The organism is Thalassotalea sp. PLHSN55, from assembly GCF_052030545.1.
Lineage (GTDB): Bacteria > Pseudomonadota > Gammaproteobacteria > Enterobacterales > Alteromonadaceae > CANMXU01.
In genome coordinates, this window is the sequence record NZ_JBPDIH010000004.1 from 414,410 (window position 1) to 427,132 (window position 12,723).

7 protein-coding genes are annotated in these 12,723 nt (G+C 41.9%); all 7 read right to left on the reverse strand.

Going from position 1 to position 12,723, the window contains the following annotated elements; translation table 11 throughout:
- Window positions 1-5: 5 nt before the first annotated feature.
- Window positions 6-1,421, reverse strand: coding sequence for a sulfatase (locus ACRRSQ_RS10345; RefSeq protein ID WP_440875656.1), 1,416 nt, complete (start codon window positions 1,419-1,421; stop codon window positions 6-8).
- Window positions 1,422-1,429: 8 nt separating this feature from the next.
- The gene (locus ACRRSQ_RS10350; protein WP_440875657.1) at window positions 1,430-3,286 is read right to left on the reverse strand and encodes an alpha-1,3-galactosidase-related protein; all 1,857 of its coding nucleotides are present in this window, start codon (window positions 3,284-3,286) and stop codon (window positions 1,430-1,432) included.
- A gap of 108 nt (window positions 3,287-3,394) precedes the next feature.
- Complete coding sequence (locus tag ACRRSQ_RS10355) at window positions 3,395-5,200, reverse strand: alpha-1,3-galactosidase-related protein (protein ID WP_440875658.1); 1,806 nt, start codon at window positions 5,198-5,200, stop codon at window positions 3,395-3,397.
- Between the two features lie 260 nt (window positions 5,201-5,460).
- Window positions 5,461-7,059, reverse strand: coding sequence for a sulfatase family protein (locus ACRRSQ_RS10360; RefSeq protein WP_440875659.1), 1,599 nt, complete (start codon window positions 7,057-7,059; stop codon window positions 5,461-5,463).
- A 127-nt stretch (window positions 7,060-7,186) separates the two neighbouring features.
- Window positions 7,187-8,704, reverse strand: a complete 1,518-nt coding sequence (locus ACRRSQ_RS10365; RefSeq protein ID WP_440875660.1) for an arylsulfatase — start codon at window positions 8,702-8,704, stop codon at window positions 7,187-7,189.
- A 10-nt stretch (window positions 8,705-8,714) separates the two neighbouring features.
- Window positions 8,715-11,228 carry a glycoside hydrolase family 2 TIM barrel-domain containing protein gene (locus ACRRSQ_RS10370; RefSeq protein WP_440875661.1) on the reverse strand — a complete coding sequence of 838 codons (2,514 nt, stop codon included), beginning with the start codon at window positions 11,226-11,228 and terminating at the stop codon, window positions 8,715-8,717.
- 406 nt (window positions 11,229-11,634) lie between these two features.
- A complete protein-coding gene (locus tag ACRRSQ_RS10375) occupies window positions 11,635-12,660 on the reverse strand; it encodes a LacI family DNA-binding transcriptional regulator (RefSeq protein WP_440875662.1) in 1,026 nt (341 codons plus the stop codon).
- Window positions 12,661-12,723 lie beyond the last annotated feature (63 nt).

Below are 12,723 nucleotides of genomic sequence, written 5' to 3' on the forward strand. Positions count from 1 at the left end.
AATTCCTATTGCACGCCTGAGTACTTTTCAACTCGCATGCTTTTCTCCCAATTAATTAACTTGGCTTTCATTTCAAATACACGCTCAGGGTGAGATTTTGCTAAATCAGTTTTTTCGCCAATGTCTTGTTTGATGTTGTATAACTTAACTGTGCCGCTGCGATGCGCGACCAATTTCCAGTCGCCGTCACGCACTGAGGCATAAAGGTCTTCATAAGCGCGGTAGCCAAATAGCGGCGCATCACGCTCAAGATCTTGTTGGTGTTTAATCGCAGGCATTAACGAGATGCCATCTAGGTTTTCATAGTCAGCGACTTTGCCGCCTGCTAATTCAACCAGTGTTGGGAATATGTCTAACGACTGAATTGGCGTATTATTTTTACTGCCCGGTGTTGTTACGCCCGGCCAGCTCACCAAAAACGGGACTCGTGCGCCACCTTCGTAAAGGGTGTCAACTTTTTTGCCGCCATGAAACGGGTTGTTTTCTAAAATACCGCCTTGATCTGATAAGAAAATAATGACGGTATTGTCAGCCATTCCTTGTTGTTTAAGCGCCGCGCGAACACGGCCAACCGACTCATCAATACCACTGACTAAGGCCGCGTGGTGGGCATGATTTCCGGTAAGCCCTTTTTCTTGAAAGTGTTTAACTAAGTCTTCTCGTCCTTGAAATGGGGTATGAATGGCGTAATACCACATCGATAACATAAACGGTTTGTCTTTATCGTAACCTTCAATAAAGTCGATGGCGTCGTCGGTTAATTTATCGGTTAAGTAACGCTCTTTAACGTCTTTATAAACCTCGGTATGCTTGAAATACGGTGGATAATAAGAATCTGGGTGTCCCCAGTTTGTCGCGCCAATTTGCTCATCAAAACCTTGGTCAATCGGGTGATAACCTTCATGGCCTAAATGCCACTTGCCGATAAAAATATTGTAATAACCTTGATCTTTTAATGCTTCAGCATAAGTGGTGTACTTGGTATCTAACCAGTTAACGCTTGGCACTTTGGCGGGATCTTTTTCCCAGAAATTAAACTGCTTTTCGGTACGACCAAATTTGTCAAAACCGTATTTGGCTTTATGAGGAATATGACGTGGCATGCCAATACGCGCCGGATGCTGGCCAGTAACTAATGTTGCACGGCTTGGGCTACAAGCAGGCGTTGCAATATAAGCACTTTCAAATTCTAATCCGTCTTTTGAAATTTGATCGATATTTGGCGTTTCATAAACCTCATCACGCACAGTACGTGATGCCCAGCCCATGTCATCAACAAAAAATAATACAACGTTAGGTTGCTCGGTTTTCGCCTTAACCATTGAAGCGGCTTGCGCGCTAAAATTAGTACCAAGGCTGGTACCAAGACCCACGCCATAGGCTAAAGCTAGAGAAAAAAAGGGAACAGTAAAACGAGTCATGATTTATCCTACAGCTTGTTGGTTGGGGTTAATAATTGCTTTTGGCTTTGGTTAAAACCAATCACTTTGTTATTGGCTTCAATGCTGACATTGTTGCTATGGTTTACCACAAATAACGAGTTGAATTTAGCACGCTCAGGATAGGCATTCGTTTTTTCAATGGTATTGTTTTTAAAGGTTAAGCCTGATACTGAAAACAAGTTAAGCACGGGAGCATGATCAAACACTTTAAAGAGATTATTTTCGATTAAAATGTTGTGGTTATAGCGTGAACTTTCTTGATATTTTTCATCAATACCGGCAGCTACGGCAATGACGCCTCGGCCCCATTCGGTATAAAAATTGTTTTCAAAAACATTATTGCGAATAATGGCGTGGCTGATGCCGCCTTGTTCATACCAAAAGTTGGCATCGCCTTCGAATAAAATCGCTGAACCGGGCGCGTGAAAATAATTGTCTTCAACAATGGTTTTGCCACGGCTATTTAATAACATGCCACGGGCGCGATTTCGGCGAATAATATTACCTTTAATTAAGACTTGCGCGTAATCACGCACTTCGGCGATAGAGTCACCCGCTTGTAAGCGAGTATCAAACGGCGCTTCAAAAACCACACGGGTAATTTCATTACTAATACGCTGGCTGCTCGCCACTTTTGCTGTGTTGTAAGTCGACATACTCGGCGCATGTACTAGCTCTAAAGTATCGCCGGCATCAATAAAGTCGAAACCGTATTGCTGGGGATGCTGCAAACGCACTTCGATGGTTTTATCATCAAGAATTTTATCTACCGCAACGTAAATGCCATGAATATTGGTGGCGTCATCTTTTTGGTTTTCAAACAGGTTGTTAATCAGCTGAACTTTACCGGTGCAATTAACAAAGTGAGTTGCATCTGCCGTTGCGCTGACCATGCGCCCTGCACTTGGCGTTACTTTAGAGTTTTGCACGGTTACGTTGTGGCTGCGCTGTGCTAATACGCCCATGCCACCGGCATGATGAATGGTGACATTATCTAAGGTAACATCGGCACTGTCGGAAATCACAAAGCCCGGAAAGCTACGGTGCTTAAATTGAAAAACTAACACATTGCCGACAGTGGCATTAATTTTTGGATGAAATACTCGCACATTGCGCTCACCCGCTAATTTTTTTGCCGGTAAACCGTTACCTGTAGAAATATCTTTCTTTTGGTATGCAGGCTCACGCTTATTCACGTCGAACTCTAAAACGCGTTTATATTGATAATTCACTTCATTAACAGACGCTTTACGGCGCTCTAGTTTTTCAATGGTAATTTTATTAGGTTGATCATCCGCTTTAGCTTGAAATTTTAGTAAGCCTGCATCTGTAATTTTATAGGGAAATTGCGCCGGAATATGCAAGTCAACATAGCCTTTGCCTACGGCTAAGACAGTGGCTTCTGAATGAAAACTGCGCTCAAAGTCGATAGAGAAATTACGAAACGTTAGCTGCTGACTTTGGTCAATAACAAACGGGTTAATGCCACCATGAAAAATAAACTCAGCGCCTTGGCCGTCAATTTCTAAGTCTTTAATCCCCTCAAGTGGGAAAACAATCCGTTTAATACCTGGGTCGTTATTACTAATATAAACCAGCTTTTCTGTTGCTCTGTCGCCATAAAAATCATAACGGCCTTTATCAAAAATAAGTTTAGTTGCCCCTTGTGCTTTAGCCGCTTTTATCGCTTCAAAAACGCCATAAGTACTGTCTGAGCCATTATTGCTTTGCACGCCAAACTCATTGACGTTGATCACAGCTTTAGCCATGAGTACTTGGCTACTAATAGCGCAGCCAAAAGCAAAAGCGAGTTGCGCAAATCTATTACGTTTATTTTTTAACATAAGTGATGCCTTGTTTTTCATTTGTTTACCCTTGAATCTAAGTAGAGTTTTTTACGTAAGCTCAAGGATCATTATTTTTTATTTTTAAAACAGCTTATTAAAAACAGATTATTGAATTGAACCATCGTCTTTTAAGGTGCTAGCTGATACTTTGTCAGCCACCACCACAGTACGTTTTTCACCAACAAAACGATTGTTTTTTAATTGCACGTTTTGGCTATTGATAAATTCAAATAGCGGCCGGTTTGGGTGCAACGTTGGCGCGTCGATATTTTGGAAAATGCGGTTACCTTCTACCAGTAAGCCATCAACACGATCGGCCCAAACAATACGGGTATTAAAGTTATTAATGGTATTGTTAATAAATTTTATGTTGCTGTCGTAAGTTTGGTTTTGATCAAAACTCGCACCTAAACGCGGAGTAATATATAACGCTGCATGCTCTTTGCCGGCAGAGGCAACGTAATTAAAAGTATTGTTGGCAATGGTGACATCTTCAACCGCGCCAGACTCGAACCAGAAGTAGGTTTCGCCACGCAGTAAAATAGAAGACATCATTGACGAAAAGTCGTTATTTTCAATCACGGTTTTTAACGGTGACTTAACCACAACGTTGCGCGCTCGGTGATCGCGAATGGTGGTACCGCGCATAGTAAAGACTGGGTTCCACGTTTTATTTTCTAAAATATCACCTTGCGTTAACTGTTTAGGTAAAGGCTTGTTAAACGTAAGCTCGGTATACATTTCATTAATAAGTTTAACCGACTTTACCGTTGCAACATTTGCACGCTCAACATTAGGTTGATGAATAAACCAAATTTCATCACCTTTGCCGGCAAACTCAAAGCCGGTTTGTTCAAAATGGCCAAACTTAACCCGTACAGTATTCGCATTTACCACTTCATCAACAATAGTGTAGGTGCCATGCACATTAGTGCCATCGTCAAGCATATTTTCAAAACGACTGTTCTGTATAAGAATATCACCTTTACAGTTGGCAAAATGAGTGGCATCAGCAATGGTTGAAATTAAACGCTGCGCGCCATCTCGCAGGTGCACGCCAGAATTTAAAATTTTAATATTGTCACTACGCTCAAATAAAAAGCCCATGCCTAACGCGTGATGCACTACTACGTTATCAATAACGATATTACGTGAATTTTTTGTTTGAAAAGCTGGCGCATATCGGTGTAAATGGCGGTCGCCCTTAGAGCTTGTTAATGAGCCAACCGGTGGGTAATGTTTTAATTTTTCATGAATACGCAATAAACCGTTATCTAATTTTTCCACTTTATCGGGGCGGCTTTTGCCATCTAAAGCGCCATGAACGGGGCGTTTTTCAGCTTTTGTCCACGCTAAAGTAGAGCCTAACTCGGAAAAACTAAAACCATCAATATTGGGAAATTGAATTTGCCCTTTGTTTATCGACCACTGGTGAGAGCCCGTCCAAGGTTTAACATCGCGGTAACCCTCTTTTTCATTCACACTGATAATTTCTGAAACAAAGGTAAACGGAATATCCCAATCAATGGTTAAATCGCGGATGGTAACCTTGTCGTTATTGTAGATTTGAAATGGTGCAGCTTGACCATGAAAAATAAACTCAGAATTATTGCCAACTATTTCTACTGACTTGAAGTTGTCTAACGCAAAAATCACTTTTTTCACGCCATTGCCGTGGTTAGTTACCGTACTGTAACGCGAGTGCGCATATTCAGGTAAAAACTTATAGGTACCTTGGTTAAAGATAATTTTCACTTCATCGTCAGTAACGCCCGCTAACATTTGACGCACAACAGGTGTCATATCTTCGGCGCTTGGGCTTAAAACAATGGTTTGTTTAGCAAAAACCTGCGCAGCAGCCGCCGTTAATATGCATGCAAATAGTGCTTTGCCGTATGTTTTAAATGTCATGTTATCCCTTTTCTATTCTTTTATTTCTTGCTTAGGCATCATTATTTTTGAGTTTTAATATTTACCCAAACAAAAGGGATAACGTTATCCCCTTTTGTTAAAATACTATAGTTCAGGCTGTTTAATGTCCAGTTTATATTGCTTCTTTACGTATTCTTTACACCAGATACGAAAGCTAATACCTTTATTAATAACAACTTAGCGACGTGGTAAATATATCGGTCAATCTACCTAGGCAAGGAACCGCGGCGAAGTCACCTTTATTGGAAACTTTCGCGATAAATATTTTCCATTGGTTGGTAATAACTATCTTGTGGTTTTGGCATGTGCTCTGGCCACACTAACGCTGGGTAAACTTCATCGCCTGGCAAATGTAAGGTATCAGCATGACGTTTACGGTAATTTTCACATTGCACACTAACGCAGTCTTTACCCCATAAATCTAAGGTTTCTTTAATGGCGGTATCAGATTCAGGCAAAGCCCCTTGATCGCCTGTTGCGCTGATCCAACGATTAAGTAATTGTCGGTGAGTGAGCAATACTTCTTTATAGTGCATATTTTCTGCTAGATTATTAATTTGATGAGGGTCATTTCGTAAATCGTATAATTCTTCTTGCGGTTTGGTTTTGGCAAAGTATTGAGCTTGTGCTGGGGTTAATTTACCTTGTTCAAAAAGCGCTCTATATTCGGTTGAGTAGCGTTTTTTGTCTCGATATTGCGGCTGAGAACGTGACAGTTCAGGATGGAACTGACGAATATAACGATAGTTTTCTGTGCGAACAGTGCGGGCACGGTCAAACGTATAATCCATGCGATCTTTTGCTGAGATAACATGGTTTCGCCCAACAAAACTGTTTGCAAAAATATTTTTGCCATCAAAGTGCTTAGGAATAGGTATTCCTGCTAAAGCGAGTGATGTTGCCGGAATATCTAAGCCGCTCACCAACTCTGAGCGCACCGCACCTTTACTGGCTAACTGCTGTTTTTGCTGTGGCCAGTTAACAATTAACGGCACTTTTACGCCATCTTCGTAAAGCTCTTGTTTATGGCGCAATAACCCCATGCCGTGATCAGAGAACCAAAAAATAGCCGTATTTTCTAATAAACCGTTAGCTTTTAGCTGCGCCAAAATGTGCTCAAGTTCAATATCCGACATTACTTGTGTTTCATAATGCCTTGCCCACTCTTTTAGTGTTGCTGGAGTATTGGCGTAATATGGCGGTAAGGTCAGTTTACTTGGGTCAACTTTAGGCACGCCTTTGGCTTGCATTTTATTATGCTTACCGCCTTGCAATTGAATTTGACCAAAAAAGGGGGTGTTTTTCAGCTCTGCCGCCCAGTCAAACTTTTCCCCGTCGTGTGCGCCCTGAAAACCTTTAATGCCTGAATGGGCGTTGTATAAACGGCTACGATCGTACTTAAAGTTGTAATCGTCTTTGCCAATATTAAACGTTTTATAACCGGCATCAACAAATAGCTCAGGTACGGTTTTATAGCCTTGTGGTAAGAATTTCCCGTTATAACTGCTGCGATTTGATCTGTGCTGATGCAAGCCTAAACTGGTTTGATATTGACCGGTTATGAGCGCCGAGCGTGTTGCTGAGCATACTGCCGCGGGCTGATGGACATTGGTAAAACGCACGCCCGAGTCGGCTAATTTTTTAATGTTTGGTGTTTGTACTGTGTAGTCGCCCCACGCATTATTCCATGCATTTTGATCTTCCATGTAAATCCATAAAATATTAGGACGACTTGGAACAACTCGCTTATTATCGCCGCTTACGGTTGTTGCTTCTTGATTAACACAAGCGCTAAGTAGCGCCAAGGCTGCACAGCTTATTAATTTTGACCACATCATAAATGCCTTTTTTATATCAGTAGAGCAGTCTTTAGCGAACCCATTAGCGCAATATCGCCTAAACGAATTCAGTTATTTAAACTAAAGACCTTAGAAAAAATCCCACACTAGGTGGGATTTGCACAATTTAATTAAAATTCCATTTATCAATATCTGAACGTGTACGGCTTGCGTCCATCAGCTTGAGGTATTTGTTAACCAAATCGGGCTGTTCGCTTGCTAAATTATCGGTTTCGCCGATATCTTTCGATAAATCGTACAGTTCAATAACTTCTTGATAGCCTTTTAAGCGGCTGCCTTTGAAAAAGCGAATGATTTTCCATTGGCCATCACGTATCGCTTGCGCGGCTTTTTTACCGTGCGGAAACTCCCAATATAAATAGTCATGCTCGGGTTGTTGACTGCCAACTAATGCCGGTAAAAACGAAATTCCATCGCTAGCATTATTTTGTGACTGCCCTGCCACATCAGCAAGCGTTGGCATAACATCCCAAAAGGCGCCAATATGATCAGAAACACTGTTTGGCGCTACTTTACCCGGCCACCAAGCAAGCGTTGGCATGCGAATGCCACCTTCATATAACTGTCGTTTGTGGCCTTTTAACGGACCATTGGTATCAAAGAAAGCCATGTCTACGCCACCTTCTGGCGCTGCGCCATTGTCACTGGTAAAAATAACAAGCGTGTTTTCATCTAGCCCTAATGATTTGAGCTTGGCAAAAACTTGCCCTATATGTTTGTCGGTATAGCTAACCATCGCGGCACGTGTAGCGCGAGGCTTGTGGGTTGGCATGTAGTAATCTTCTTTTGCTGGCGGGTCAATATCGAAATAATATTGCTCTATTTCTTCATCGGGCGCTTGCAACGCAGCATGTGGCATCGCGTAAGATAAGTACAAAAAGAACGGTTGGGTTTTGTTCGCTTCAATAAAGTCTAACGCGGCGCTATTTAAATGGTCTTGAGCAAAGTCATCGCGCTTAAAACGTTGATAGCTTGACGCGTCGTTATAATCGAAATTTTCTAACTTTAAATGATGCATTTTAAAGGGGTCGTTATCTAGCTTTACCCATTGGGTATTGCTCCATAAGTGAGTTGGCGTGTGATTATGCGCTTGGCGTTGGTCTAAATAACCAAAAAAATAATCAAAGCCTTGTTTGTTTGGCTCACCTTGCGAACCTGGCCCGCCCAAGCCCCATTTACCGATAGCAGCGGTAACATAACCTGCATCTTTCATCACCGTCGCTATGGTTGTGGTACCAGGTTTTAAAGGCATTTGCCCGTATTCCGTTTCGGCGTCAAAGCCGCCGCCCATGTCGTAATTACCACGAATTTGACTATGGCCAGTATGTTTACCTGTCATTAATGACGCTCTTGATGGAGCACAAACAGCACTGCCGGCATAAAATTGAGAAAACCTCATGCCCTCTTCTGCCATTTGATCAAGGTGTGGGGTACGAATAATTTTTTGACCATAGCTGCCAAGTTCTCCGTAGCCCATGTCATCAACCATAATAAAAATAACATTGGGTTTTGCTGTATCTCTACTTACTTGTGAGTTAGCTGAGCTTGATTCTTCACTAACAGAGCATGCGCACACTGAAAAGATCAAACCAACGGTGACTGCAATTTTAGATAAATGAAGCATGTTCTTTCCTTTATTTGGCGTAAATAGTCACGGGTTTAACGGCTAAGTCATCGGCGTAGGCAGAAATAGTAATTTTGCCTTTTTCACCTTTTTTACTTTTCACAATCAGCATCGCTTTGCCATAAAATGCACGGCGATAATCTGCCTGAAATGGCGCTGTGGTTGCAGAGTCGCCATTACCGACAGCGGCAATAACGCCGGCGCCCTGCACATTAAATTGGATCATGTGGTCAGCGTTAGGCACCATATTGCCGTTTTTATCTTGAACTTCAACACTAATATAAGAAATGTCTTCTCCGTCAGCGCTAATTTCGGTGCGATCTGGCGTTAGTGATAACTGCGCGGCAACACCGGCGGTATGAATCACTTTTTCCGCAACCACTTTACCTTTGTTATAGGCAACCACTTTTAATTCACCCGGTTGGTAGTCAACATTCCAAAGTAGACGATATGGCGAGTCAAAATGTTTTACGCTGTTATCATAACGCAGCGACACCGGTAATCTTACCTTATCAACGCCTTTGATTTTTTTGCCCATCGACTTACCGTTAATAAACAGTTCCACTGCTTCAGCATTGGTATAAGCCATTACCGGAATGGTTTTACCGACATGATTTGGCCAGTTCCAATGCGGCAATACATGCACCATTGGCTTTTTAGTCCACTGGCTTTGATATAAATAAAAGCGGTCTTTTTTAAAGCCAACTAAATCTACCGCGCCAAAAGATGAACTACGTGCTGGCCAATCACTGTTCCAGTAAAAGCGATTACCGTGATCGCGACCGCCGTATGGCGTTGGTTCACCAATGTAGTCAAAGCCGGTCCAAATATATTCGCCCATTACCGCAGGGGTGTTTTTCAGATGCTCAAATTCAATATCAGGAATGTACGCCCAAGGTGGTGTGATCAAATCAAAACTGCTGACATATTTAGAGGTATGTTTACGGTATTTTTCTAACGGAAAATGATAAACACCGCGCGTACTCACCACTGATGATGTTTCTGTGCCTAGCATTATCCAGTCAGGATGTTTTTCTTTTAATTCTGAGTATTTATAAGCTTTATAATTAAAGCCTTTAATGTCGATTTGCTCAGCAAAGCCATTTTCTACCGGGTACGGGTACATGCTCATACCATGAGTGACCAAACGTGTTGGGTCTTCATCATGAATAATGTCGGTAAGGCGGCGCGCTAATTTCCAACCTTCGTCTTCTTTTTGCTCATGCACTTCGTTACCTGAACTCCACATGATCACCGACGGGTTATTACGGTATTGCTTTACCATATCTCTTAGGTCAGTTTCGTGCCATTGTGGAAAGTCTTTATGGTAGCCGTTCACCACGGTTGGTTTTTCTAGCTCCCACATATCAAAGGCTTCAACTTGCAATAAAATTCCCATTTTATCAGCCAATTCAACTAACTCAGGCGATGGTGGATTATGCGAGGTACGTACTGAGTTAACGCCCATTTCTTGCATAATTTCAAATTTTCGCTCAATTGCGCGTTTATTAACGATTGCGCCCAGTGGTCCGTTGTCGTGATGTAAACAAACCCCTTGAATTTGCACGCGGCGACCATTTAACCAAAAACCATCGTCAGCTTTATATTCAATATGACGCACGCCAAGTGGCTCAGATTCAACATCAATGACTTTGCCTTCACGCACTAAGGTGGTGATCACTTTATAACGATAAGGGTCGTTAACATCCCATAATCTAGGTTGGTCAATTTCAAGTTGCTGGCTAAGGGTTGCCTCGCTGTGACCTTCAATACTTATCGACTTTTCAACTTGGCTGATAAGCTTTCCTTTGGCCGAAACGATTTCGGTGATGACATCAATTTTTTGCGAAAGGTAGTCGTTATTTTCAATGGTGGTTTGATAATTCACCTTGGCAAGCTCAGCTGATACTTGCGGCGTAGAAATGATGGTTTCCCACTTTTTCACGTGAACCTTGTCGTTGATTTCAAGCCAAGTATTTCGGTAAATCCCCGCTCCTGGGTACCAACGAGCCGAGTAGTTTTCAGGGGCTAGTTTCACAGCAACAACATTTTGCTCACCCGGCTTTTTCAGATAAGCCGTAATATCAACATTAAAAGCAATATAACCAAACGGCCTTTCATTAACTTTATGACCATTTACAAACACTTGGCTATTTGACATAACACCATCAAACGTTAACGACACCTGTTTTCCTTGGCTACTGTTAGCTAAGGTAAAATGCTTGCGATACCAAGCCGTACCAAATACCGGTAAGCCGCCATTTCGGGCACTGTAGGCTTTATCAAATGGTCCTTCAATCGCCCAATCGTGTGGTAAATCGAGCTTTCGCCATTGGCTGTCAGCATGTTCTACCAACTGAGCGCCCTGCGCATCGCCTTTTAAAAATAACCAGTCGCTATTAAAGCTACTGCGCTCTGCCATCGCCCAAAGGCTATTACTGAAAACGGCTGTCGACAGCGCGACAACTTTGCTTAACTTACCTAGCGATGACAACATCGCTGATAACGTTTTATTTCTAAACATATCTGTTCCTGACTGATCCTGAAAACAAAAGGGATAACGTTCTCCTTACAAAATAACCTTTGATTACAAATGTGTCAATAAAATTATAATCACATACAAGGAGAACGGTAAACTATCCGAGATATTTTAAAGTGATGAGTGTTAACACCGAGAAAAATATCTTTTCGGGCGATAAACGCTATTGTTTGGTGATCTTCCCCGCATAATGCAAACAGGCGCAGTTATTGGCTAGGGTTAAGGGAGTAACCAGCTATAAGCTATAAGCTATAAGTTGAAAGTTGAAAGTTAGAAGCTAAAAGTTGAAAGCTAGAAGTAAGAGTTGAAAGAATTGTATTTTATTCACTGGAGCGAACGAACTTAAGCGACAACAACATAAGGTTATCGCTTAAGCGGCAATTGAGCTAGGCTAATTGATGTTTTTCACTGACTTACGCTCGATCACTGACGGCATAAACAAGTGTGTTCTGCCCGGTGCTTCACTTTTTTCCAAGGTCATTTGCAGTGAAAGTTTGGTGGCATATTCAGCCATTTCAACAATAGGATAATGCACAGTAGTTAATGACGGTCGACATTTTTGCGCGATATCTAAATCATCAAAACCGATAACCGAAATATCTTCAGGGACATTTTTACCCATATCAAACAGTGCATTCATAATACCGATGGCCATTTCATCGTTGTAAGCAATAACCGCCGTAAAGCGAATATCACGAGAAAGCAGCTCTTTCACGGCATAAGTGCAATACTCTTGCATGTTACTCACCTCAGTTCCGGCATCTTCACGCAATATAATATTTTCAGTTGGAATGGTTAAACCGTGGCCGGCAAAGCTTTGCTTAACGCCATTAATACGATCTCTTTGATCTTCGTTTTCGCGAATAAAGCTGACAATAGCTATATCTTTATGCCCTTGTTTATAAAGATAATCTGCCGCCATTCTACCACCAGAGACATTATCTAACCAAATGCAGCGGGAGGCGAGATCGGGTAAAAATCGGTTGATAAAAACTAAGCCCGATATTTTTTCAGCCATGGTTTTTAACGTATCAGGATCGCCAAACTTACTGTGTAAAATAATATTTTCACAGCCATGCTCACGCAATGAATTGATCGCATCGATTTCAGCTTCGGGTTCATTTTGAGAGTTACGCATCATCACATGAAAAGCGACTTCCCTTGCCGCTTTTTCAGCGCCGTAAGCGATGCTGCCAAAAAAAGGCTTATGCAATGCTGGGGTAACAATACCCACTAACTCTGAACGTTGGCTAACTAAAGCACGGGCATTGGTATTTGGCCGATAGCCCATTTCATCAATAATTTTTTGCACTTTAGCACGGCATTTTTTACCAACTTTACCTTGCCCTCTAACAACACGAGAAACCGTTGATGGCGAAACACCAGCTTCGCGAGCAACATCTTTAATGGTAACCATTTTTGTTCAAACTCTTTTCAATAGTGACATAAATATGTATATAAGTTGTAACGTTATCCCAAT

Coding starts and splice junctions, on each gene's coding strand:
- ACRRSQ_RS10355 (WP_440875658.1), bottom strand. CDS start 5,200: ATGACATTTAAAACATACGGCAAAGCACTATTTGCATGCATATTAACG.
- ACRRSQ_RS10370 (WP_440875661.1), bottom strand. CDS start 11,228: ATGTTTAGAAATAAAACGTTATCAGCGATGTTGTCATCGCTAGGTAAG.
- ACRRSQ_RS10375 (WP_440875662.1), bottom strand. CDS start 12,660: ATGGTTACCATTAAAGATGTTGCTCGCGAAGCTGGTGTTTCGCCATCA.
- ACRRSQ_RS10350 (WP_440875657.1), bottom strand. CDS start 3,286: ATGTTAAAAAATAAACGTAATAGATTTGCGCAACTCGCTTTTGCTTTT.
- ACRRSQ_RS10360 (WP_440875659.1), bottom strand. CDS start 7,059: ATGATGTGGTCAAAATTAATAAGCTGTGCAGCCTTGGCGCTACTTAGC.
- ACRRSQ_RS10365 (WP_440875660.1), bottom strand. CDS start 8,704: ATGCTTCATTTATCTAAAATTGCAGTCACCGTTGGTTTGATCTTTTCA.
- ACRRSQ_RS10345 (WP_440875656.1), bottom strand. CDS start 1,421: ATGACTCGTTTTACTGTTCCCTTTTTTTCTCTAGCTTTAGCCTATGGC.